The organism is Roseitalea sp. MMSF_3546 (assembly GCF_030732865.1).
Classification (GTDB): Bacteria; Pseudomonadota; Alphaproteobacteria; order Rhizobiales; family Rhizobiaceae; genus Roseitalea.
On sequence record NZ_JASHKB010000002.1, the window covers coordinates 326,334 to 349,381 of the forward strand.

Consider the following 23,048-nt stretch of genomic DNA (forward strand, 5'->3'; position numbering starts at 1 on the left):
GCCGATGCCGTTACACCGCTTCGTTCTGGCCCTTTTCCTCATCGCTTCGACGACGCTGGGCGCATTGGCGCAGACCGGCGAGGGCGACGGCGCCCAGCGTGTCGAGAGCCTGCAGCGCAGCGTCGATGCGGTGGCCGCCGAACTGGCCGAAGCCGGCGACAGCGATGCGCGACTGGCCGAACTGGGCGACATGCTCGCTTCGCTCCAGGACGAGTTGCTGGCCGCCGGCGTCGAACTGACCGCCGAACTCGGCGAGGTCAAGGCGCGGCTCAATCAGATCGGGCCGCCGCCGGCCGATTCGGAGGCCGCCGAGCCGACCGCCGCGACCGAGCAGCGGGCGGATCTGTCCGCGCAAAGGGCGCGAATCAATCAGCTCATCGGCGCGCTTGAGGAACAGTCGATCGCGGCGCGGCGATTGTCTGACCGGATCGTCGAGCGCCGCCGGGCGCTGTTCACCCAGACCCTGGCGCGACGTTACGACATCACCACCGCCTTCGGCTCGCAACTGGTCGCCGACATCGCCGACCGCACCCAGGCCCTGCAGCGGCGCATCCAGTCGTGGGCGGCGTTCACGTGGCGCACCAAGCAGTCGCGCGTGCTCATCGGCGCGCTGGGGGTGATGGCGCTGTCGCTGGCCGCGGTGATGGTGTTCCGGCGCACGATCGGGATCTGGGTCGCGCGCAGGCGATCGGACGAGCCGCCCAGCGATTTCGTGCGCCTGACCAACGCCTTCTGGTACACGGTCCTGCCGACGGCGGTGCTGTGGGCCTATCTCGCCGCCGCGCTCGTCATGCTCGACCGGCTCAGTCTGCTGCGGCCCGACATACTGGCGATCGCCACGCAACTGGCGCTGGGGATCGGCGTCGTGTTCCTGATCTGGCGTCTTGCGGAGGCGGTGTTCGCGCCCTCGGTGCCGCATTGGCGCCTGATCCCCGTCACCGACCGCGCCGCGCGGCTGCTGAAGGGCTTCTTCGTGGTGATGGCGGCGGTGACCGTCACCGAACTGATCGTCGAGCGCGTGAACGAGCTCCTTGGCGCTTCGCTGCCGATCACCATCGCGCGGAGCCTGCTCGCCAGCGTCCTAACAGGCCTGCTGCTGGTGCTGATCGCCTTCCTGCGCCCGTTCGCGGCCGAGGGCGACGCGCGCCCCGCGCCCTGGCCGGGCTATGTCAAATGGCCGCTTCTTGCCGTGGGCGGCGCTCTGATCGTGATGGCGCTGGCCGGCTATATCGGCTTTGCCCGCTTCGCCGCCGAGCAGATCGTCGTCACCGGCGCGGTGCTGACGACGCTCTATCTGGGCCATCTGGCCGCGGCGGCGATCGCCAAGCCGAGCGCGCTGGCCGAAACCGGTCTGGGCCGCCGGCTGGCCGAGCGCCACGGCGCCACCGAGACGACCATCGACCAGCTCGGCCTTGCCGCCGGCATCGGGCTGCGCGTCATCGTGCTGGCGATCGGCCTGCCGGTGCTGGCGCTGATGTGGGGCTATCGCTGGTCGGACGTGCGCGCGGTCATCTATCGCATCTTCACCGATATTCCGGTCGGTTCGATCTCGATCTCGATCACCTCGATCGCCGTCGGCATCGCGCTGTTCATCGCCGGCTACTGGCTGACCCGACGCTTTCAGAGCTGGCTCGATGCGAGCGTGCTCGAACGCAGCCGCGTCGAGCCGGGCGCGCGCACCTCGATCCGCAAGGCGATGGGCTATACGGGCATCGCGATCGCCGCGCTGATCGGTCTTTCGGCGGCCGGGTTCAATCTCAGTCAGCTGGCGCTGGTCGCCGGCGCGCTGTCGCTGGGCATCGGCTTTGGCCTGCAGAACATCGTCAACAATTTCGTCTCCGGCCTGATCCTGCTGGCCGAGCGCCCGTTCAAGTCCGGCGACATCATCGAGGCGGGCGGCTTCGTGGGCGTGGTCAGCAATGTCAATGTGCGCGCAACCGAGATCCAGCTGTTCGACCGCAAGACGCTGATCCTGCCCAATTCCGAACTGATCAACCAGCCGGTCTCCAACTGGATGCACCGCAACACGCTGGGCCGCGTGGCGATCCCGATCGGGGTCGCCTATGGCTCCGATGCACGGCGCGTGCACGATCTGCTGCTGGAGATCGCCGCCGAGCACGACGACATCCTGTCGTTTCCCGAACCGTTCGTCTCCTTCGACAATTTCGGCGCGTCCTCGCTCGATTTCGTCCTTTACGCCTATCTGGCCGATATCGGGCTGGGATTGGGCGTGCGCACCGAATTGCGCATGCGCATCGTCGAGCGGTTCGCCGCCGAGGGCATCCAGATTCCGTTCCCGCAACAGGACATCCATCTGCGCACCATGCCCGAACGCGACGTGCCGCAGGCGCCGGTCGCCGGGCAGGAGCCTTTTTCGTTTTATGGCGCCGGCCGCGACAAGAATGCCGACGAGGACTGACACGCGCTGCGGCAATCCCGCTCGAACAGGGGGTTGCGGACGGCGCCGTCGATCCCCACACATCGGCAGGAGAGCCGTTTGCCCGATGTTCGATGCCATGACCCAGTTTCGCACAGCACTCGCGGCGAGCCTTGCCATGCTCGCCGCCCTTGCCGCCCCCGCCCATGGCGCCAGCATCGTCAACAATGACGGCGAGCCGCGCACGCTCATCGTCACCGAGAACGGCGTGCAGTCCGAACTGGTGATCGGGGCGGGCGAGACGCGGTCCTTTTGCACCTCGGGCTGCTTCATCACCCTGCCCAATGGCGACCGGGCCGCGCTGATCGGCACCGAAAGGCTGCAGATCGTGGGCGGCGATGCGGTGATCAACTGAATTTTCGTCAAATCGCGACGGCGCGATTGACGCTTTGCTAACGCTCCTGACCGAAGGGCGGCCGGAAACGCGCCGTTAACCGCGCGCATTCACCGCATTTGGCCTGCGCTTGCCTTATCGTGCGCGCATCTCAGGATGCATGAAGCAGGGCAGGGGCGATGGACGTACGCGTTGACGACAAGTCGATTGCACTGGCCGTCGATCTCGACGGCACGCTGATCTCGGGGGACCTGCTCTGGGAATGCCTGTTCTCGCTGCTGCGCGCCAACCCGCTGTACGCGCTGTGGCTGCCGGTCTGGCTTGCCCGGGGCAAGGCGCGATTCAAGCATGAAATCTTCTCGCGGGTGACGATCGATCCGGCCTGCCTCGTCTACCGGCCCGAGGTGATCGCCTTCCTTCAGGCCGAGAAGGCGCGCGGGCGGACCATCGTGCTGGCAACGGCCAGCGACGCGCAAAAGGCGCAGCAGATCGCCGAGCACCTGGACCTGTTCGACCGGGTGATCGGCTCGAACGCCGAGATCAACCTGAAGGCCCATGCCAAGCGCGACCGGCTCCTCGCCGATTACGGCGATGCGGGCTTCGACTATCTGGGCAACAGCCGCGACGATGTCGCCATCTTCGAGGTGGCGCGCACCGCCCATGCGGTCGCCCCGGACCGGGCGGCGCGCGACTTTGTCGCCGAGCATGACGGCATCGTTCTGGCCGATCCGGGCAAGATCTCGCTCAACGATGTCGCCCGCATGTTGCGCGTACACCAATGGGCCAAGAACTCGCTGATCGCGGTGCCGGCGATCCTCGACCACCGCATCGTCGATCCGTCGGTGATCCTGGTCGTCGCCGGCGCGTTCTTCGCCTTCTCGTTCCTGGCCTCGGCGGTCTACATCTTCAACGACCTGTTCGACCTCGCAATGGACCGGCGCCATCCGACCAAGCGCAACCGGCCGCTGGCGGCAGGGCGCATCGATCCGGCGACGGGGGTGAAGGTCGCCTGCGGGCTGATCGCCGTCTCGGTGCTGATCGCAGCGGTGCTGCCGATCGCGTTCGGCGTCGTGCTCGCGCTCTATTTCGTCATCACCACGGCCTATTCGCTCAAGGTCAAGCGCTGGCTGCTGCTCGACGTGCTGACGCTGGCGAGCCTTTACACGATCCGGATCGTCGCCGGCATGGCCGCCGTCGCCGCCGCGCCGTCCTACTGGCTTCTGGCCTTTTCGGTCTTCTTCTTCCTGTCGCTGGCGCTGGTCAAACGCTATGTCGAGCTCGACCACGCCAAGATCTCCGAAAAGGAGCGGCTTTCGGGACGCGGCTACCGGCCAGAGGACAAGGACGTCATCGCCCAGGCCGGCATGGCCTCGGGCTTTGCGGCGATCGTCGTGCTGGCGCTGTATCTCGATAGCGACGCCGTCTACCAGCTCTATGCCCATCCCTGGCTGATCTGGCCGATCTGTCCGCTGGTGCTGTACCTGATCATGCGGGTGTGGATCCTCGCCAAGCGGCGCGAGTTCAACGACGACCCGGTGGTCTTCATCGCCACCGACTGGCGCAGCCAGATCATGATCGCCTTCGGGGCGAGCCTGATGCTGTTTGCGGGGCTGTTCGATGGCGCCACCCTGCCGGTTTGACAGTTTCGGCCGGGTGCGCCGGACCCGGCGCGCGGCGACCGGATTCGACGCCGCGCTCGGTGCCCTTGCCGGCGCCCCGCCGGGCGCGCTGCTCGCCTTCGGCAATGGCCGCTCCTATGGCGACAGCTGCCACAACAATGCCGGTGCGCTGGCCGATGCGCGGGCGCTGAACCGGATCACCGGCTTCGATGCGCAGACCGGCGTTCTGGAGGCCGAGCCCGGCGTGATGCTGCACCAGATCATCGACCACTGCGCGCCCCATGGCTGGTTCCTGCCGGTGACGCCGGGCACGCGCTTCGTGACGATCGGCGGGGCGGTCGCCAATGACGTGCACGGCAAGAACCACCACGCGCGCGGCACCTTCGGCTGCCATGTCGAGGCGCTCACGCTGGTGCGCTCGGACGGGGTGCATCACCTGTCGCGGGAAGGCGGCGAGCCGCTGTTCGCCGCGACCATCGGCGGGCTCGGCCTGACCGGCCTGATCACCCATGTGCGACTTCAGATGATGCGCGTGGGCTCGCTCAACGTGATCGAGCGGCTGACGCCGTTCGACACGCTTGGCGAGTATTTCGCCATGGCCGAACAGGCCGATGCGGACAATGAATACGCGGTCGCCTGGCTCGATCAGCTCGCCGGCGAACGCGGCGTGCTGATGACCGCCAACCATGCCCGGGACGGCGTCTTCGAGACCGGCACGCACAGGCCGCGGCTGAGCGTTCCGTTCGACCTGCCGGTCCCGGCGCTCAACCGGTTCACGCTGGCCGCCTTCAACACCGTCTTTCACGCCGCCAAGAGGCGCAAGGCGGGCGCCGAGCGTGTCACCGGCTATCAGAGCTACTTCTACCCGCTCGACGCCGTCGGCCGGTGGAACCGGCTCTACGGGCCGGGCGGGCTCTACCAGCACCAGAGCGCCATACCCCTGGGCGCCGCGCCCGAGGCGATCGGAGCCATGCTCGACGCCTCGCGCCGGGCCGGGCAGGTCTCGTTCCTGACCGTGCTCAAGCGCTTCGGCGCGTTGCCCTCGCCGGGGCTGATGAGCTTTCCCGTGCCCGGCTATACGCTCACGCTCGATTTTCCCAATCGCGGCCGGGCGACCCGCGAGCTGCTCGAAACGCTCGACGCGATCACGGTTCGCGCCGGCGGCCGGGTGAACCCCTACAAGGATGCGCGCATGAGCGCTGAGACCTTCGCGGCCTCGTTCCCGCACTGGGCCGCCCTCGAAGCGCTGCGCGATCCGGCGATCTGCTCGGATTTCTGGCGGCGCACGGCGCTGAAGCTGACCAATGGCGGCGACCGTTCAAATTCGAACGAGCCGCTCAAGGCAAATCTAACGGAAGTTCGGTAACAAGGTCGCGGTGGCGGACGATGGGGGTTTGATGAAGTACATCGTATTCATCCTGTTCACGGTGCTGACCAATGCGGCGGCGCAGCTCATGCTCAAGCAGGGCATGATGACGCTGTCGCCGGCGGTGATGGCGCAGCCCAACATGGCGCTCAAGGCGATCCTGATCGTGTTCCAGCCCTGGGTGTTCTTCGGGCTGGCAACGTTCGTGATCTCGATGGCCTCGCACATGTTCGTGCTGTCGCGGGTCGATCTGAGCTTTGCCTATCCGTTCCTGTCGCTCGCCTATGTCGCGGTCGCGGTGATGGCCTGGCAGCTCTTCGGCGAGGAGCTGGGCGCCTACAAGATCGCCGGCATCGCCTTCATCTGCATCGGTACGGTGCTGATCGCCCAGTCCGGCTCGCCGCTTTCCGAGCGCGCGCCGTCCGTCAGTTCCAAGCTGATCCAACCCGTATCCGACAAGGCGCAATCATGAAACATGTCATCTTCGGCGGCGACGGCTTCGTCGGCCGCTATCTTGCAAAGGATCTCGCCGAGCGCGGCGAAGACGTGCTCGTCGCCGACATCGCCAAGTCCGACCTGCCGCATTACGGCAAGGTCGCGCACATCGCCTGCGACGTGACCAATTCGGCCTCGGTCGCCGCCGTGCCGATCGGCCCCGACGACATGGTCTACAATCTGAGCGCGATGATGCTCTCGCCGATCCAGAAGCGCATCGACCGCTACCCGTTCTTCTATCCGGTCAACACGTTCGGCGCGGCCAACATCATGGCGCACACGGCCGCCTCGGGCGCCTCGAAGATGGTCCAGTACACGACCGACATGGTCTACGGCAAAACCGTGAAGACCCCGCAGGACGAAAGCCATCCGATTTCGCCGCTGGGCCATTATGGCGGCTCGAAGGCCGAGACCGAGCGCATGGCCGAGGGCTGGCGCGCGCGCGGCATGGACATCACCATCATCCGCCCGCGCCTGATCATCGGGCCGGGGCGGCTGGGAATCCTGGGCAAGCTGTTCAGGCTGATCGACATGAACCTGCCGGTGCCGATGATCGGGGCGGGCAGCAATCCCTACCAGTTCATTTCGGTCTATGACTGCGCCGAAGTGGCCCGGCTCGCCTGGGAGAAGGGCGTGCCGAACGGGGCCTACAATCTGGGCTCGGACGACCCGCCGCCGGTGCGGAAGCTGCTCGGCGACCTGATCCGGTCGGCCGGCTCCAAATCGATCCTGGTGCCGACGCCGGCCTTTGCGGTCAAATGGACGCTTTCGGCGCTCGACCGGCTGAACATGCCGCTGATGGATCCCGAGCAGTACCTGATCGCCGACGAATTTTGCGTGCGCGACACCACCGCCGCCAAGCGCGACTTCGGCTGGACCCCGAAATACCGCGACGAGGACATGTTGCAGGCCGCCTATGCCGAATATCGCAAGGCAAGGCAAAGCGGCCTTGTCGTGGGCAATTCCACCGTCGTGGCCGCAGAATAAGGACCCGTTCGATGCTTGATTTCCTGACCAAGAAGAAGCCGGTCGTCGAGGCGCCCGACATGGCCACGCCCATGCCCGACGCCATGGCGCAGCCCGCCCGCGGTCCGGTCGAAAAGCCCGACCTGCTCACCGTCGCCGAGGCCAAGGCGATGGACGTCGACCAGATGACGGAGCTCTTCAAGGCGCATCTCAATCCCGGCCAGCTCCATTTCATGAAGCTGCTGGGCTTTCACAAGATCAAGATCGAAAGCGCCGAGGGCATGGAATATGTCGACCAGGACGGGCGGCGTATCCTCGATTTCTTCGGCGGATTCGGTTCGCTGGCGCTCGGTCACAACCATCCGCGCATTCTTCAGGCCCGCAAGGCCTTTCAGGACGAAAAGCGCCACGAGATCGCCATGGCGTTCATGTCGCAATACGCCTCGGCCCTGGCGCACAACATCGCCGCCTGTTCGCCCGGCGACCTCGACATGGTGTTCCTGGGCTCGTCCGGCTCGGAGGCCATGGAAGCGGCGCTGAAGGTCGCCGAGCGCGCCGCCGGGCCGAAGCGACCGATGGTCGTGTATGCGCATAACTCGTTTCACGGCAAGACCAAGGGCGTGCTGTCGATTACCGACGGGCCGCTCTATCGCGGCGAGTTCAAGCTGCTCGGCGACAATGTGAAAGTGCCCTTCGGCGACATCGAGGCGGTGGAAGCGGCCTTCAAGGCGCATCAGGAAATCGGCGTGATCTGTCTCGAGACCATCCAGGGCGGCGGCGGCATCATCGAGGCGCCGACCGAATACTGGCGCAAGCTGCGGGCGCTGTGCGACGAACATGACGTGATCTGGGTCGCCGACGAGGTGCAGTGCGGGCTGGGCCGCACCGGCCGCTTCTACGCCTTCGAGCACCATGGCGTGGTGCCGGACGTCACCGCGCTCGCCAAGTCGCTGGGCGGCGGCAAATGCGCGATGGCCGCCATGATCGCCCGCCGCGACATCTACATGAAGGCCTATGGCACGCCCAAGACCGCGATGATCCATGCCCAGGCCACCTTCGGCGGGATCGGCGAAGCCTCGGTGACCGCCATCGAGACGATCAACACGCTCTACGAGGAAGGCCTGATCGACAATGCCGCCGAGACCGGCGCCTATCTGATCGCCGAACTGAGGCGCCTTCAGGCCAAATATCCGAAGATCATCAAGGATGTGCGCGGCCAGGGCTTCATGGTGGGGGTGGAGTTTCACGACTTCTCGCAGACGCTCCCCGCCGTGCTGCGCCCGGCGGTCGCCGTGCTCGACGACAAGCTCAAGGGCTCGCTGTCGGGCTTCGTTGGCGCGCTCCTGCTGCGCGACCACGACATCCTCGTTGCCTTCACCGAGTACAACCGCAACGTCATCCGGCTCGAGCCGGCGCTGATCTGCCAGCGCGCCGATGTCGAACGGTTCATCGCCGGCTTCGACGCGCTGCTCGAACGGGGGATCGTCGCCATCGTGCGCGACTTCATCAAGAGCCAGGTCAACTGACGCGCATGGTCGGGGCCGGGCGGATCGTCGAGGACATCACGGTCCGGCTGCTCGCCACCGCCGAATGGCTGACGCGGCGGGCCGGCGCGTTCTCGGCGCCGCTCGGCCTTGCGATCATGCTGGCCTTTACCGCGACGGTGGCCGTCGTGGCCTGGGTGTTCCCGGTGCACAATTGGGACATGCTGGCCTATCTGGCCGCCGCGCATGAGGCGCCGGGCGTTTCCGTCGAGGCGCTGCATGCCCATGCCTACGACACGGTACGCCAGAACGTGCCGGCCGGCGACTTCCTCGTTCTGACGCAGGATCGCGACTATCGCATCGCCCAACAAGCCGACCCGGCTGCGTTTCATTCCATGCTCGGCTTCTACCGGGTCAAGGTCCTGTATGTGGAAGCCACGCGCTGGCTTTCCGGCCTGGTCGATCCCTATACGGCGCTGCGGCTGCTCGCTGTCGTGCCGGCCTTTGCGATCGGCATTGCGATGACGCTGTGGCTGGCGCGCGAGCGGGCGCTGCACCTTGCCCCGCTGGCGCTGGCGCTCGCCATGGCCGCCCAGTTCGGCGAGGTTGCCCGGCAGACGACGCCCGACGCACTGTCGGCGATGTTCCTTATCGGTGGCATGCTGGCCTTCCTTGCCCGGCGCGAGGCGCTGACGGCGGGGCTGCTGTTGCTGGCCTTTCTCGCCCGGCCCGATCATCTGGCCTATCTGGGCGTGCTGATGGTCGTCGCGCTGTTCGCCCGGTCGTTCTCGTGGGGCGTCACCGCCGCCTTCCTTGCCGGGCTGATCGCCTATGGGCCGATGACGATGGGCGCCGACCATCCGGGCTGGTGGGTGCATTACTGGTTCACCAATGTCGAATACGTGCCGACGCTGGTCGGCTTCGATCCGGAGTTCTCGATCGCCGTCTATCTGGATGCGCAGGTGCGGGTGCTGGTGCGCTCGCTGGTCGAGCAGAGCTGGCTGGCCGTGCTGATCGTGGGCGGGTTCGCGTGGTGGCAGATGGCGCTGCGCGGCATTGCCTTTTCGCGCCGGCAGACGGCGGTCCTGGCGACGACGATGCTGGCGATCGGCGCCAAGACGGTGGTTTTCCCGCTTTACGACACGCGGTTCCACTTCGCGTATCTGGTCGTCTTCGGTCTGGTGCTGATCGGGGCGCTGCGCGATCTGCGTTTCGTGCCGGCGGCTATCGCTCGCTGAGCCAGGCGGCGATCCGGGGTTGCACATAGGCCCGATAGCAGGGCGTGAGCTCGACCTTGACGTGCCCGGTCAGCGCCTCGGCATAAAGGACACGCAGTTCGCGAGAATTGTCGCGATAGGGGCATTGCGGCTCGAGCACGATGTCGGTTTCCCCGATCGCGCCCAGCACCTGGGCATCGGGCTCGGGGACGGCACGGTACGGGTCGGCGCCGATGGCGATGTGGCGCGGGGCCTGCTTGTCGAGCAGCCAGGGGAAGGGATTGGCGAAGTCGAGCGTCATGACGGTCTGGTAGTCGAGACCGCCGGCCTCCAACTCCTTGAGCCGGCCGACCAATTCGTCGGCGTTCCGCAGAAGCCCGAACTGGAAGTCATGCTCCGAATAGAGGACATAGGCCGGCAGTTCGCGGCGGTCGGCGAGCGCCCGGAACACCTGGGGATATTCGAGATAATGGGCGCGCATGCGCTCATGGCGCTCGATCCAGCGCGGGCGCACGGTGACGCGACCGAGCGATTTGAGATGGTCGTGGATGAGCGGCTCCTGCCGCACCATGGCGAAACTGGCACGCGCGGCATGCTGGATCGTCTGCACGAGCGGGGGCAGCACCGTGCAGGCCGCCAGCAGCGCGATGACGGCGGTGCGGGCCGTCGCGCCCTGGTCCAGCCAGGCCATGCGCAGGGCGAGCAGCACGACCGGCCATAGCACGATCAACTCCTGGCTGCCGGTGTTCTGGCTCTCGAAGAAGATGCCGCCGATGAGCGCCGCACCGAGCCAGACCACGGGATGGTCGAGGCTGGCGCGCCAGGCCGGCTGGTCGAGGCTCGCGCGCGGCGGCAGCAGGACAAGCAGCGCCAGCGCCAGCAAGCCGGCGAATATGACCGTGCCGCCGGTGCGCGAGGCGCCCTGGACAAGGCGCAGCGCAAGGCTGGCGTCATTGATGGCGAGCAGCGCGAGAATATCGGCGAGATAGGCCGCGGTGATGCCGGTGGCCGCCTGCAGCGCGGCAAGCGCGAGCAGGAAGATCGCGGCAGCGACGACGGCGCTCAGAAGCCGCACGCGGCCGGCGACGAGCGCGAGCAGGCACAAAAGGCCGCCGGCGGCAAAACCGGTGATCTTGACCAGGAACAGCGCCAGCATGAGCGCGGTGATCAGGGCGGTCTGCAGCCACTGGCCGCGCACGAAGATGAGAGTCGCGGCAAGCACATAGAGCAATTGGCTGGCATGGCGGTTGTAGATGCCGAAGCCGTCCGCGCCCGGGAAGACGTAGTGGTCCGAGGTGTTGAAGGGCAGGACGGTGTAGACGGCGAAGGGCACGATAAGGGCCAGCGCGAGCAGCGGGTCGCGGCGGGTCACATCGAGCGTGACCAGTGCCATTGCGGGGATGGTGACCGGGGCTACCGCCCAGCTTGCCGCGAGCAGCGGATGGGCGCCGGGGAAGACCGCCTGCACAAGCGCGTAGAGAAAATAGTCGAGCGGTCCGACGGGCGTGAAGAAGTCGACATTGGGCAACTGGCCCAGCGCGATACGGTGGGCGGCATCGGGATAAAGGAAGGTGTCCCAATACATCGCGCCGATGGGCATCGGCACGGGCAGCACGAGCAGGGCGATGACGACGAGGCCGGTCAGACCGAGCGTCGCCCAGGCGGCGATGGCGAACGGGCGCGCGTCGATCGGCGCGTGATATTCGGTGCGCGAGAGGGCGTCGGTCATGATTGCCGCGATGCGTTGGTTCGGAAACGGCCGGCCGTTACGGTAGCGTGCCATAACCTGACCGAAGCTGGCTAGCGAAGCGTTAATGGGCGTCGCCCCTTTGCCCGGCCCTGTCGCAAATGGGCGCGAGGGGCGTCCGGCCGGCCGGCAATATCGCTGCCAGCCACGCGATCGGAAGGAGGCGCCGATGAAGACCGAAGCGCGGGCCGTCGTTATCGGCGGCGGGGTCGTGGGCGTCTCCACGCTCTATCACCTGGCCAGGAAGGGCTGGAGCGACGTCGTGCTGGTGGAGCGGCGCGAGCTGACCTCGGGGTCGACCTGGCACGCGGCGGGGCTGTTGCCGCTGTTCAACCTGTCCTACTCGGTCTCCTACATCCACAAATACTCGGTGGGCTTTTATCCGAAGCTGCAGGAGGAGACCGGCATGAATGTCGGCTTTTCGCGCTGCTCCAACATCCGCCTCGCCCAGACGCCGGACCGCTGGGACGAGTACATGTATTACAAGGGCATCGCCGAAACGCTGGGCATCGAGGTCGAAGTGCTCACGCCCGACCAGGTCAAGGCGATCTGGCCGCTGTGCGAGACGGACGGGCTGATCGGCGCGATCCGGCATCCGGACGACGGCTATATCCAGCCGGCCGACCTGACGCAGGCGCTGGCCAAGGGCGCCCGCGACCGCGGCGCGACGATCCATCGCAACACGACCGTCACCGGCATCGACCAGCGCGGCGACGGGCGCTGGGTGGTGACGACCGACAAGGGCGCGATCACCTGCGACCACGTGGTCTCGGCGACCGGCAATTTCGCCCGCCGCACTGGTGCCATGGTCGGGCTCAACGTGCCGGTGATCCCGGTCGAGCACCAGTTCATCGTCACCGAGCCGCACCCGGCGATCCGGGAACGGCACGCGCAGGGCCTGCCCGAGATGGGCGTGCTGCGCGATTCCGATTCGGCCTGGTACATGCGCGAGGAGGCGGGCGGGCTGCTGCTCGGCCCGTATGAGGCCGGGGCGCCGGCATGCTATGTCGACGGGCCGGCCGCCGACAGCGAGTACGAGCTTTTCCAGGAGGATCTCGAGCGCATCACCGCGCATATCGAAAGCGCGATCGTGCGCGTGCCGGCCTTCGGCGAGGTCGGCGTCAAGCAGGTCTACAATGGTGCGATCGCGTATACGCCGGATGGCTCGCCGATCATCGGCCCGGCACCGGGGCTGAAGAATTTCTGGCTGAGCGAGGGCCATTCCTTCGGCGTGACGGCGGCCGGCGGGGCGGGCTGGCAACTGGCCGAATGGATCGTGGAGGGCGAACCGTCCATCGACATGATGGGCGTCGATCCGCGCCGCTTCGGCCCCTATGCCGACGAGGGCTATCTGATCGAAAAGAACGAGGAGGCCTATGCCAATGTCTTCACGCCGCACTATCCCGAGGAGGAGCGCCCGGCCGGCCGGCCGCTGAAGACGTCGCCATCCCATGACCGGCAGAAGGCGCTGGGCGCGGTGTTCGGGTCGGTCTATGGCTGGGAGCGAGCCAACTGGTTCGCCCCGTCGCCGGATTACCAGGTGCCGGAGGAGGACCGCGCCTATCCCGACGTCATCGCGCGCAACCACCTGTCGCACCCGCAGGACGGCAGGATCAAGGAAAGGCTGCGCTTTGGCCGGTCCAACGCCTTTGCCCATATCGGCGCCGAGGTGCGCAACGTGCACGACAATGTCGGGCTTCTGGACATGACGGCCTTCGCCAAGTGCTGGGTCAGCGGGCCGGGCGCCGAGGACTGGCTGAACCGTGTCTTCGCCAACCGGGTGCCGGCGCGCGCGGGCCGGATCGCGCTGTGCCATGTGCTGACGAAACAGGGCGGCGTGCGTTCCGAGTTCACCGTCTACCGGCGGCCGGACGGGTTCTACCTGGTGTCGGCCGGCGCGCTTGAGACCCATGACCACGACGTCATGAACAAGCTGCTGCCCGAGGACGGCAGCGTGCGCATGCAACCGGTCACCGCCCAGTGGGGCGTTCTGGTGCTCGCCGGACCGCGCTCGCGTCAGGTGCTGCAAAAGCTGACACGCGCGGACATGGCCAACGAGGCCTTTCGCTGGCTGTCGGGCCGGCCGATTTCCGTGGGCCGGGCGCGCTGCCATGCGCTGCGCGTCAATTTCGTGGGCGAGCTTGGCTGGGAGCTGCATCACCCGATCGAGATGCAGAACTATCTCTACGACACGCTGATGCAGGCCGGCGCCGAGTTCGGCATCAGGCCGTTCGGCATTCGCGCCATGACCTCGATGGCGGTCGAAAAGAGCTATCGGCTGCCCGGCCGCGAACTGTCGATCGAGTACAACGCGCTCGAAAGCGGGCTCGACCGCTTCGTCAAGCTCGACAAGCCCGGTTTCATCGGCAAGGCGGCGGTCGAGAAGGCCGCGGCCGAGGGCCTGCGCTGGCGGCTGGTGACGCTGGAGGTGCACGATGTCGACCGGTACGATCCGCGCGGCTCGGAGGCGATCACCGACGGCCAGGGCGCGCTGATCGGCCGGGCGACGAGTGGCGCCTATGGCTGGCGGGTCGGCAAGTCGCTGGCGCTCGCCATGGTGCGCCCGGAATTCGCCGGTCAGGGCACCGAACTGCGCATCAAGCTGCTTGGCCAACCGCACCGGGCGACGGTGATCGCCGAAAGCCCGTTCGACCCCAAGAATATCGCGTTAAGATCGTAGCAGGCTTCAGAGCAACCGAAAGTTGTTGATTGCGCCATCCTGACGCGCACCATGGGCCAAATCGTTCACCCTGGTGCGTTAGCCTTGCATCATGGCAAGGATTATCTCGATTCGCGCCGTTGGCGAGCGCCGCCCTGGCGGGTTGTCCATCGCCGCCATGCTGGCGGTGGCACTTGCGACCGGCGCGGCCGTCGCGCTCGTCATCGGCTCGCGCACCCTGGCGCCGCTTTCGCCGCAACCGGCGTCGATGGCCAGGGTCACGCCCATGCCGATCTGTGGCGCCGCCCGGCGCGTGAACTGCGTCGTCGATGGCGACACGATCTGGTTTCGGGGCGAGAAGATCCGCATGCAGGGCTACAACACGCCCGAAATGCGCGGCGCGTGCGCCCATGAAAGGGCGCTGGCGCGACGCGCCCAGCAGCGCCTGAGCGAAATGCTGTCAAGCGCGCAATTGTCGATCGAGCGCACCGGCACGGACCGCTACGGACGAACGCTGGCCCGGGTCGCCATTCCCCGTGGCGATGTGGGCACGATCCTGATCGGCGAGGGGCTGGCACACGTTTGGCAGGGCTATCAACAGGACTGGTGCTGACCGGAGTCGGCCGCCGATGCGATCGCCGCGCGCGTGGGCGGCGATCCAAGCCCTTGTTCCGGCAGGCATTTGCAAATCTTCGACGGCAGGACGCGACCGGCCCCGCCAATCGAGGGTGAAGCCGGGGCCCGATCTGTTTGCATTGTGAGATGTTCGTGCGACGCCGCTGACCTATATACTTGTGTCATGATGAGACAGTTCGGCGCGAAACTGCTGGTCCTTGTGACGATGATCGCCATCGCCGGTCCCGATGCTCGGGCGCAGCCCGAACAGGTCGACGTCGAACTGGTGCTGGCCGTCGACGTCTCCGGCTCGATGCGCTTCAACGAACTGCAAATCCAGCGTCGCGGCTACGCCGAGGCGTTCCGTTCCCCGCTCGTGCACGAGGCCATCGCCGGCGGGCTGATTGGCAAGGTCGCGGTCACCTATGTGGAATGGGCGCGCAGCGACCTGCAGCGCGTGATCGTGCCCTGGACCATCATCGACGGGGCCGACAGCGCCAACGCCTTCGCCGAGCGGCTGTCGGCGGCGCCGATCTCCAACATGCGCAACACATCGATCAGCGGCGCCATTCGCTACGGCATCGGGGCGATCGAGGGCAATGACTATGACGGCCTGAGGCGCGTGATCGACATCTCCGGCGACGGCCCCAACAACCAGGGCGGTCGCGTCGACGTGGCGCGCGACGAGGCGCTCGATGCCGGCATCGTCATCAACGGACTGCCGATCATGGTCGAACCGTGGATGGGCGGGCTTGGCTTCGACATATCCGGCCTTGACGTCTATTACCAGGCCTGCGTGATCGGCGGTCCGGGCTCGTTCATGCTGCCGGTTCGCGACTGGCCGGAATTCCCAGAGGCGGTGCGCCGCAAGATCGTGCTGGAACTTGCCGGGCCGACGCCGACGGCGCGCATAATGAAGGCACAGGCAGGGGGCGGCCGCGCCATCGACTGCACCATCGGCGAACGGCTCCGGGGCAATCGCAACCTGCGCTGATTTCAACGGTCATCGCCTGGGCTTGCCGGCGAGCGAGCCGTCGCCGCGCCGGAACGAAGCCGATTTGCAACGACGTGCAAACCGTCTATGGGCTCGCCATGGCCGATGGTCGGGAAGTCGTCGAGATCGTGCTGCTTTCGGTGCGGGTGAGCCTGACAGCGTCGCTGATCGGCATGGCGGTCGGCGCACCTTTGGGCGCGTTGCTGTGTACGGCGGCCGACCGGCCGCGGCGGATCGGGCTCGCCATCTTCTCGGCGCTTCTGGCCGTGCCGACGGTGGTGGTCGGGCTTGTCGTCTATATCCTGCTTTCCCGGTCGGGACCGCTTGGCTGGTTCGGCCTGCTGTTCACGCCCACCGCGATCATCATCGCCCAGGTCTTCATCACGCTGCCGGTGATCACGGTCTTTTCGCACCGTGCCTGCGCGGGGCCATGGGCCGATCACGGCGACCAGCTGCGCCTCGACATCCGCTCGCGGTGGCGGCAGATGGCCCAGCTCATGGCGATGGCGCGCGCCGGGCTCGTCACCGCGTTCCTCGTCGCCTTCGGCCGGGCGGTCTCCGAGGTCGGCGCGGTGATGATCGTCGGCGGCAACATCCGTGGGTCGACACGGGTGATGACCACGGCGATCACGCTGGAGACCCGGCAGGGCAATTTCAACACCGCCGTGGCGCTCGGCCTCATTCTGGTTGCGATTTCCCTTGCGATAACCGTCATTACGTGGTGGGTGACGCGCGAACGTGTTGTCAGGGCCGGGTAAGCACGAAGCCCGGCGGGATCGGACCGATGGAACGCCGCGTTTGGACCTTCTTGATGTTTGCGGGCGATGCCGAGGCGGCGCTCGATCTGTACGGCTCGCTGTTCGACGACATGCGCATCGTGCGGCTGGACAGGTACGGTCCGGGCGAGGGCGGCAATGAGGGCCTGGTGCGGCGCGCCGAATGGACGCTGGGCGGGCAGAACTTCATGGCGATCGATTCCACCGTCGATCACGGCTTCACCTTCACTCCGGCCGCGTCCATCTTCGTCAATTGCACCGATGACGAGGAGATCACGCAGGTGTTCGAGGGCTTGTCCGAAGGCGGACAGGTGCTCATGGCGCTGGACAGCTATCCGTTCTCGCGGCGCTTCGCCTGGGTGGCCGACCGTTACGGCGTCTCCTGGCAACTCAATCTGCCATAGGGATCGCGAGCGCCGGTTCAGCCCGCCGGGCCGTCATCGGCGATGAAGAACAATTGCTGGCCCTCGACCCGATAGTCGCGGATCGCCTGGCGGCCGGCTTCGCCGGTCAACCAATGGTGCCATTGTCGCGCCCAGGCGGTCTGCGCCTGCGGGATCGCTTCATGGGTGACGATGATCGAGGCGTAGGGATTGTGAAGCGGCGGGTCCTGCTCGAAGACGATGGCATGGTCGCCCTTGCGGCGGAACTTCACCCAGGTGGCGCGATCGCTCATGGTGTAGGCGTTCATCTGCGTGGTGGTGATGATGGTCTGGCCCATGCCGGCGCCGGCCTCGCGATACCAGCCGCCGAAGTCGGCCGGGTCCATGCCGGTCAGCGCCCACAGCCGCAATTCCTTGCGGTGGGTGCCGCTGTCGTCGCCGCGCGAGACGAAGACCGAGCGCGTTTCGGCGATCCGGGTGAGCGCTTCGGCGGTGTCGGCCGCCCCGGCCAGGCCCGCCGGGTCGGCGGCCGGCCCGATGATGACGAAATCATTGTACATCACATCGCGGCGGTCGGTGCCGTAGCCATTGGCGACGAATTGCGCCTCGCCGACCGGGTCGTGCACCAGGATCGCGTCGGCATCGCCGCGCCGGCCCATTTCCATGGCCTGGCCGGTGCCGACGGCGACGACATCGATGGCGATGCCCGTGGCTTGCGTGAATTGCGGAATGATGGCGTCGAGCAGGCCGGCATTTTCCGTCGAGGTCGTGGTCGCCAGCAGGAACCGCCTGTCCTGGGACGGGCTTTCCCCGCCCGCGGCGTTCTGGGCCGCAGCCGGGCCGGCAACCGCAAGGATCGCCCACAGGGCACCGATCAGCAAGGCGAGGACGCGCATCAGCCTGGCAGCGGGTTCCGCCCGTTCACGCGACGAGCAACTGGCGTCGTTCGGCACGTTCCTGCAGTGGCGACTTGGCATAGGCTTCCCGATAGCACTTGGAGAAGTGAGACGCCGAGACGAAGCCGCAGGCGACGGCCACCTCGACGACCGGCATCGCCGACTGCAGGAGCAGGTTGCGCGCATGGTCGAGCCGGATTTCCAGATAGTAGCGCGCCGGCGACCGGCCCATCTCCTGCCGGAACAGGCGCTCGATCTGGCGACGCGACAGGCGCACCCGGTCGGCGATCTCGAGCAGCGACAGCGGCTCGGCGAGATTGGCTTCCATCAGTTCGATGATCTCGAGCACACGGCCATTGTGCACGCCCAGCCGGGCGCGCAGCGGCAGGCGCTGGCGATCGCCGGCCTCGCGAACGCGGTCGGTAAGCAACTGCTCGCAGATGCGATTGACCGCCTCTTCGCCCAGATCGCGGCCGATCAGGGCCAGCATCATGTCGAGCGTCGCCGTGCCGCCCGCGCAGGTGTGGATGTCGCCGTCGATCTCGTAAAGGTCGGCATAGACCTCGGCATCGGGAAACAGTTCGGCAAAGCCGGGCAGGTTCTCCCAATGGATGGCGCAGCGCCGGCCCGACAGCAGACCGGCACTGGCGATGACATAGGCGCCCGTGCACAGCCCGCCCACGGCGACGCCGCGCGCATGCACCTCGCGCACGAAACCGGTCATCGCGCCGGTCGTGTTGCGTTCGATCTCGACACCGCCGCACACTAGGACGAGCGAGGCGCGCCGCGGCGTCGCCAGAAGCGCGCGCTCGTCGGCGATGGCGCCATCGACGGCGACCAGCACGCCGTTGGACGCCCTTGCCGGCTCGCCGGTCTCGCTGACCAGCCGCCAGTCATAGGCCCGAAATCCGGCAACCCGGTTGGCCAGACGCAACGCCTCGATCGCCGCCGAAAACGCTACCATGGTGAAGTTCGGGGCAAGAAGAAATGCCACCGTACGCAGCGGGTGCTGTGGGCTGTGGCTGTTCATGCGTCGGCCTCCCGGCAAGTAAGACGTGCTACGCCACAACAATGTCGATACTGTCACCTGACTGACACACAACCAGCCAGGCACAGCTTTTGCAAGTCGTTTCGGCCATCGCACATCTCATGGTCCGCAATCGTGCATCAGGTCCCGCGCCCGGTGGGGCGCAGGCCATGGATCGGTGGCGCACCACCGCGCCAGGCCCGCGCTTTTCGCCATGTCGGTTGACATGTTGGTCCGGCATGGCGCGGTCGGGCATGGCGCGGTCGGGCCGAACCGCTCAGTTGATGATGAAGCCGTATCGCGAGCCGGCGCGCGCACCGGTCTCTCCGGGCATCGTTCTGGCCAGTCGCCGGCGTTCGAGCACCGTGGCCAGATTGTCGTGCGTGTCGGCTCTATGGCCGAACAGCCTTGCGAAGATAGACATGTTGCACTCCATGCGTTTGCCATTTCACACGGAGCAGCCTTGGCGCGACCGATCGGGTTCCGGACGACGGTATGGACCCGCCGTTTGGCAAGAACCCGCCGGCTATTATCAGGATGGCTATCGGACGGTTGGGATCATCCGATTCGCGCATCCCCGTTCGGGCGGCTCATGGTCTTCATATGGGCGCTTGGCGGCCCGTTTGCGACGGGAAATGCGAAGACATGTATGGCTTTTCCGACATGGCCACGGTCCGAATGCGACCCGGACGGGGCGCGATCGCGACGTCGTGCGCGACCGGTCAGCGAATCGCGCCCGGCGCCGCTCGCGCCCGTGCGGCACCGAGCGCCAGATGGATCGCGATGGCCGCCCCGTAGCAGGCGATCAGGAAGGCCGGAACGCCGGCGAAGCCGGTCATGGCGACAATGGCGGCGAGCACCGGCGTGCCGGCGGTGTTGCCGACATTGCCCATCTGCGCCAGGCCGCCATTGGCAAGGGCGCGATCGGCGTCGGTCGGGTTGAGCTGCGGCACGGCGGCAAAGCTTGCGCCCTGGACAAGGCCCAGACAGGCAAACAGCGCGATCCCGAGCCAGGCCGAGGGACCGAGCACGGCCATGGCGGCGGCCGGGATCGTCGCGCTGGCGAAGCCGATCACGACCACCGTCACGGCCGGGACGTGACGCAACAGGACAACGCCGAGCGTCATCGAGGCGATGATGCTGGCCAGCGGCATCCAGGTCGCGGCGAATATGCGCCTTGCCGGGTCGACAAGCCCCGGCAGCACGGCCAGAAGCGCGACGAAGGTGAGCGTGTAGAACACCCAGGCAAGCGGTGAAGCGCCGATGAAGGGCGAGGTATAGACCGCCCGATGCCGCTCCAGCATGCGGCGCCAGCTCAGCGACGGCGCATCGAGCGCGGCCGTGGGCGGGGTGGGCAGGATGACGGCGAGAAGCGCGCCGAAGCCGAGCATCCAGGCGCCATGGGCCGCGAACAGACCGCCAAGGCCGAACGCGGCGACGACCGGCGGGGCAAGCAGCGCGACGGCCGCAAAGGCGACGCCGAAGAACGTGCCCCACAGGGTCAGTGCCGCGCCCTGATGCGGCTTCGGAGCGATCTGCGCGATCAGCGTGGGCGTCGCCACGACAATGGCAAGATGGGCGAGCCCTTCGGCGAAGCGGCTGGCCATCATCAGCCAGAACGGCGGCAGGAGCGCCTGGACAAACGAGATCGCCGCGCCCAGGAACAGACCGATCAGCAGCAGGCGGCGCAGGCCGACGCGCACGGCCAGAAGGCCCGCAACAAGACCGAGCACCAGGCCGACGAACGAGATCAGCGAGACCAGAAAACCCGAGGCGACGGCCGACCGGCCGTAAAAGGCCTGCAATTCGGTGAAGACGACCGCCATCTTGGCGAACTGGCCCGCCGCGCCCAGGCCGGCCAGCCAGAGCGCGAGCACCAGAACGACAGGCGTGGCAAGGCGCGATTGCATGGCCCCGGTGTAGCGTGGCAACGCGCCGCGTCCAGTCAGTTTCTTTGAAGGCGCGATGCGCTGGCACTCATGTGTGGCCGCGCCGGCCCCCGCGGCGGCGTCTGGGCGCGGCGCCATCGCCTTCGTCATTGGCCGGGGGCGGCTTGCGCGGCGGCAGGCTGACGGCCTTGGCGAGCCTTGGAAACGCGTCTTCCTTGTTGGGCATGGCCATGGCGGCGACGAAATGGTCCTGAAACTTCGCCTCGAGCGCGGTCTCGATCTTCTCGATCCTTCTGACGGTTTCTTCGATCTCGCGGCGATAGTCGCGATTGATCAGCGCCATGCGCGCGCCCGTGCCGGCCGCGTTGCCGACCGCCTTGACGTTTTCAAGGTCGCAGTCGGGTATCAGGCCCAGCACCATGGCGTATTTGGGATCGATGAAGCTGCCGAAGGCGCCGGCGAGGCCGATCCGGTCGACCGTCTCGAGCCCCATCCTGTCCATCAGCAGCTTGATGCCGGCATAGAGCGCGGCCTTGGCGAGCTGGATGGCGCGGATGTCGTTCTGCGTGACGGTGATCGTCTGTTTGCCCTCGTGCAGCACGTAGGAGAAGGTGCGGCCATCGGCGATGATGCGTGAAGACTTTGCCGCCATTGCGCCGTCGATCACGCCGTCCTCGGACGCGATGCGGGCCAGGAACATCTCGGCGACGACCTCGATGATGCCCGACCCGCAAATGCCGGTCACGCCGACCGTCTCGGCCTGTTCGGCAAAGCCCGGCTCGTCGGACCACATTTCGATGCCGATCACCTTGAAGCGCGGCTCGAGCGTCACCGGATCGATGCGCACGCGCTCGATGGCGCCGTTCGCCGCGCGCTGGCCGGAAGAAATCTCGGCGCCCTCGAAGGCGGGGCCGGTGGGCGAGGAGGCGGCGACGACATGGTCCTTGTTGCCCAGCACGATCTCGGCATTGGTGCCGACATCGACCAGCAGCATGATGTCGTCCGACCGGTGCGGGCCTTCGGCAAGGGTCGCGGCGGCCGCGTCCGCGCCGACATGGCCGGCGATGCAGGGCAGCATGTAGAGCCGGGCGCCCTCGTTCAGATCGAGCCCGTTCGCCCGGGCCGGCATGGCGACCGCGCCCGAGACGGCGAGCGCGAACGGCGCGCCGCCCAACTCGGTCGGATCGATGCCGAGAAACAGGTGGTGCATGATCGGATTGCCGACGAAAACGGCGTCGAGGATGTCGTGCCGGTCGATGCCGGCGGTCTCGGCGACCTCCTCGATCAGCCGGTTGATCGCCTCGCGCACCGCCTCGGTCATGCCCTCGCGGCCGTCGGGGTTCATCATCACGTAGGAGACCCGGCTCATCAGATCCTCGCCGAAGCGGATCTGCGGGTTGGAGGCGCCGGCCGAGGCGATGGTCAGCCCGGACAGGAGCGAGACCAGATGCAGCGCGATGGTGGTCGAGCCGATATCGCAGGCAATGCCGTAGGCCTCGTTCTTCAGCCCGGGCCAGAGCGCGACGAGCGTGGCGGGTCCGCCGGTCTCGGGCTGGTGCACGGCGGTGGTCACCGCCCACTGTCCTTTGCGCAGGATCGCCTGCACCTGCGGCAGAAGGTGCGGGTCGGCCGACAGTTGCTCGAAGCCCCATTCGGCATGCAGGGCGGCGAACAGCCGGTCGAGATCGCCGAGCGGCTTTTCCATGTCGGGCTCGTCGGGTTCGACATAGCACAATTGCAGGGCCGGATTGCGCGGGAAGACCTTGGTGTCGGCCGCCTTGCGCACGAGCTGGGCGTTGACCTGCGCGTCGGCCGGCACGTCGATGACCAGATCGCCCTGCACCGTCGCCGAACAGGACAGGCGGCGGCCGGGCTTCAGATCGCGCTTTTCGGCATAGCGCCGTTCCTTGGGGCCGAAAGCGGAGATGTGGTCGCTGGAAGACGTGATGCCGTGCTTGGCGAATTGCCCTTCGGCGACCTCGACCTGGCAGCGCCCGCAAATGCCGCGCCCGCCGCACACGCTTTCCACATAGACGCCCAGTTCGCGCGCGGCGTCGAGCACCGGCGTTCCGACCGGAAACCGCCCGCGCCGGCCCGAGGGCATGAACAGGACGAGGGGGTCAGCCATTGCGCGATTGCCCCCA

19 protein-coding genes are annotated in these 23,048 nt (G+C 67.1%); 13 read left to right on the forward strand and 6 right to left on the reverse strand.

The annotated features are described in order from the left end of the window. The first annotated feature begins 4 nt into the window (after positions 1–4). From RBB34_RS03445 to RBB34_RS03480, 8 genes are all read left to right on the forward strand, one after another. A complete protein-coding gene (locus RBB34_RS03445; protein WP_306117789.1) occupies positions 5–2,419 on the forward strand; it encodes a mechanosensitive ion channel domain-containing protein in 2,415 nt (804 codons plus the stop codon). 85 nt (positions 2,420–2,504) lie between these two features. Further along, positions 2,505–2,792: a hypothetical protein gene (locus RBB34_RS03450; protein ID WP_306117790.1), complete on the forward strand. Its 288-nt coding sequence runs from the start codon at positions 2,505–2,507 to the stop codon at positions 2,790–2,792. Positions 2,793–2,950: 158 nt separating this feature from the next. Next, the gene (locus tag RBB34_RS03455) at positions 2,951–4,411 is read left to right on the forward strand and encodes a UbiA family prenyltransferase (RefSeq protein WP_306117791.1); all 1,461 of its coding nucleotides are present in this window, start codon (positions 2,951–2,953) and stop codon (positions 4,409–4,411) included. Continuing rightward, entirely contained in the window at positions 4,389–5,756 is a 1,368-nt protein-coding gene (locus RBB34_RS03460; RefSeq protein ID WP_306117792.1) for an FAD-binding oxidoreductase, read from the forward strand. The genes RBB34_RS03455 and RBB34_RS03460 overlap by 23 nt, the downstream gene beginning before the upstream one ends. A 31-nt stretch (positions 5,757–5,787) precedes the next feature. Further along, the gene (locus RBB34_RS03465) at positions 5,788–6,228 is read left to right on the forward strand and encodes a transporter (RefSeq protein WP_306117793.1); all 441 of its coding nucleotides are present in this window, start codon (positions 5,788–5,790) and stop codon (positions 6,226–6,228) included. Further along, positions 6,225–7,238 (forward strand): NAD(P)-dependent oxidoreductase, encoded by a 1,014-nt coding sequence (locus tag RBB34_RS03470; RefSeq protein WP_306117794.1) that lies wholly within the window; start codon positions 6,225–6,227, stop codon positions 7,236–7,238. Before RBB34_RS03465 ends, RBB34_RS03470 begins: the two co-directional genes overlap by 4 nt. A gap of 59 nt (positions 7,239–7,297) precedes the next feature. Beyond that, positions 7,298–8,743, forward strand: coding sequence for an aspartate aminotransferase family protein (locus RBB34_RS03475; protein ID WP_306117817.1), 1,446 nt, complete (start codon positions 7,298–7,300; stop codon positions 8,741–8,743). A 5-nt stretch (positions 8,744–8,748) separates the two neighbouring features. Then, positions 8,749–9,939 (forward strand): hypothetical protein, encoded by a 1,191-nt coding sequence (locus RBB34_RS03480; RefSeq protein ID WP_306117795.1) that lies wholly within the window; start codon positions 8,749–8,751, stop codon positions 9,937–9,939. Here the strand turns inward: RBB34_RS03480 and RBB34_RS03485 are convergent. Beyond that, complete coding sequence (locus tag RBB34_RS03485; RefSeq protein WP_306117796.1) at positions 9,926–11,647, reverse strand: hypothetical protein; 1,722 nt, start codon at positions 11,645–11,647, stop codon at positions 9,926–9,928. The genes RBB34_RS03480 and RBB34_RS03485 overlap by 14 nt on opposite strands. A gap of 187 nt (positions 11,648–11,834) precedes the next feature. On the opposite strand from RBB34_RS03485, the gene RBB34_RS03490 reads away from it, so the two are divergent. From RBB34_RS03490 to RBB34_RS03510, 5 genes are all read left to right on the forward strand, one after another. Then, positions 11,835–14,345: an FAD-dependent oxidoreductase gene (locus RBB34_RS03490; RefSeq protein WP_306117797.1), complete on the forward strand. Its 2,511-nt coding sequence runs from the start codon at positions 11,835–11,837 to the stop codon at positions 14,343–14,345. A gap of 91 nt (positions 14,346–14,436) precedes the next feature. Beyond that, positions 14,437–14,937, forward strand: a complete 501-nt coding sequence (locus RBB34_RS03495; RefSeq protein WP_306117798.1) for a thermonuclease family protein — start codon at positions 14,437–14,439, stop codon at positions 14,935–14,937. Positions 14,938–15,126: 189 nt separating this feature from the next. Next, positions 15,127–15,933 (forward strand): DUF1194 domain-containing protein, encoded by an 807-nt coding sequence (locus tag RBB34_RS03500; RefSeq protein WP_306117799.1) that lies wholly within the window; start codon positions 15,127–15,129, stop codon positions 15,931–15,933. Between the two features lie 74 nt (positions 15,934–16,007). Continuing rightward, positions 16,008–16,691 carry an ABC transporter permease gene (locus tag RBB34_RS03505; RefSeq protein WP_306117800.1) on the forward strand — a complete coding sequence of 228 codons (684 nt, stop codon included), beginning with the start codon at positions 16,008–16,010 and terminating at the stop codon, positions 16,689–16,691. A gap of 26 nt (positions 16,692–16,717) precedes the next feature. Further along, entirely contained in the window at positions 16,718–17,113 is a 396-nt protein-coding gene (locus RBB34_RS03510; RefSeq protein WP_306117801.1) for a VOC family protein, read from the forward strand. 17 nt (positions 17,114–17,130) lie between these two features. On the opposite strand, the gene RBB34_RS03515 is transcribed toward RBB34_RS03510, so the two are convergent. The 5 genes from RBB34_RS03515 to RBB34_RS03535 all read right to left on the reverse strand — a co-directional run bounded on the left by RBB34_RS03515 (position 17,131) and on the right by RBB34_RS03535 (position 23,032). Beyond that, positions 17,131–17,988: a substrate-binding domain-containing protein gene (locus RBB34_RS03515; RefSeq protein ID WP_306117802.1), complete on the reverse strand. Its 858-nt coding sequence runs from the start codon at positions 17,986–17,988 to the stop codon at positions 17,131–17,133. A 25-nt stretch (positions 17,989–18,013) separates the two neighbouring features. Further along, positions 18,014–19,018 (reverse strand): GlxA family transcriptional regulator, encoded by a 1,005-nt coding sequence (locus tag RBB34_RS03520; protein WP_306117803.1) that lies wholly within the window; start codon positions 19,016–19,018, stop codon positions 18,014–18,016. A gap of 274 nt (positions 19,019–19,292) precedes the next feature. Further along, the gene (locus RBB34_RS03525) at positions 19,293–19,439 is read right to left on the reverse strand and encodes a hypothetical protein (protein WP_306117804.1); all 147 of its coding nucleotides are present in this window, start codon (positions 19,437–19,439) and stop codon (positions 19,293–19,295) included. Between the two features lie 298 nt (positions 19,440–19,737). Beyond that, the gene (locus RBB34_RS03530) at positions 19,738–20,946 is read right to left on the reverse strand and encodes an MFS transporter (protein WP_306117805.1); all 1,209 of its coding nucleotides are present in this window, start codon (positions 20,944–20,946) and stop codon (positions 19,738–19,740) included. Between the two features lie 46 nt (positions 20,947–20,992). After that, positions 20,993–23,032, reverse strand: coding sequence for an ASKHA domain-containing protein (locus tag RBB34_RS03535; protein WP_306117818.1), 2,040 nt, complete (start codon positions 23,030–23,032; stop codon positions 20,993–20,995). Between the last annotated feature and the right edge of the window lie 16 nt (positions 23,033–23,048).

What these genes read in the sequence shown, in the direction of transcription:
- RBB34_RS03445 (WP_306117789.1), top strand. Translation starts at nt 5, where the DNA reads ATGCCGTTACACCGCTTCGTTCTGGCCCTTTTCCTCATCGCTTCGACG.
- RBB34_RS03450 (WP_306117790.1), top strand. Translation starts at nt 2,505, where the DNA reads ATGTTCGATGCCATGACCCAGTTTCGCACAGCACTCGCGGCGAGCCTT.
- RBB34_RS03455 (WP_306117791.1), top strand. Translation starts at nt 2,951, where the DNA reads ATGGACGTACGCGTTGACGACAAGTCGATTGCACTGGCCGTCGATCTC.
- RBB34_RS03460 (WP_306117792.1), top strand. Translation starts at nt 4,389, where the DNA reads ATGGCGCCACCCTGCCGGTTTGACAGTTTCGGCCGGGTGCGCCGGACC.
- RBB34_RS03465 (WP_306117793.1), top strand. Translation starts at nt 5,788, where the DNA reads ATGAAGTACATCGTATTCATCCTGTTCACGGTGCTGACCAATGCGGCG.
- RBB34_RS03470 (WP_306117794.1), top strand. Translation starts at nt 6,225, where the DNA reads ATGAAACATGTCATCTTCGGCGGCGACGGCTTCGTCGGCCGCTATCTT.
- RBB34_RS03475 (WP_306117817.1), top strand. Translation starts at nt 7,298, where the DNA reads ATGGCCACGCCCATGCCCGACGCCATGGCGCAGCCCGCCCGCGGTCCG.
- RBB34_RS03480 (WP_306117795.1), top strand. Translation starts at nt 8,749, where the DNA reads ATGGTCGGGGCCGGGCGGATCGTCGAGGACATCACGGTCCGGCTGCTC.
- RBB34_RS03485 (WP_306117796.1), bottom strand. Translation starts at nt 11,647, where the DNA reads ATGACCGACGCCCTCTCGCGCACCGAATATCACGCGCCGATCGACGCG.
- RBB34_RS03490 (WP_306117797.1), top strand. Translation starts at nt 11,835, where the DNA reads ATGAAGACCGAAGCGCGGGCCGTCGTTATCGGCGGCGGGGTCGTGGGC.
- RBB34_RS03495 (WP_306117798.1), top strand. Translation starts at nt 14,437, where the DNA reads ATGGCAAGGATTATCTCGATTCGCGCCGTTGGCGAGCGCCGCCCTGGC.
- RBB34_RS03500 (WP_306117799.1), top strand. Translation starts at nt 15,127, where the DNA reads ATGAGACAGTTCGGCGCGAAACTGCTGGTCCTTGTGACGATGATCGCC.
- RBB34_RS03510 (WP_306117801.1), top strand. Translation starts at nt 16,718, where the DNA reads ATGGAACGCCGCGTTTGGACCTTCTTGATGTTTGCGGGCGATGCCGAG.
- RBB34_RS03515 (WP_306117802.1), bottom strand. Translation starts at nt 17,988, where the DNA reads ATGCGCGTCCTCGCCTTGCTGATCGGTGCCCTGTGGGCGATCCTTGCG.
- RBB34_RS03520 (WP_306117803.1), bottom strand. Translation starts at nt 19,018, where the DNA reads ATGAACAGCCACAGCCCACAGCACCCGCTGCGTACGGTGGCATTTCTT.
- RBB34_RS03525 (WP_306117804.1), bottom strand. Translation starts at nt 19,439, where the DNA reads ATGTCTATCTTCGCAAGGCTGTTCGGCCATAGAGCCGACACGCACGAC.
- RBB34_RS03535 (WP_306117818.1), bottom strand. Translation starts at nt 23,032, where the DNA reads ATGGCTGACCCCCTCGTCCTGTTCATGCCCTCGGGCCGGCGCGGGCGG.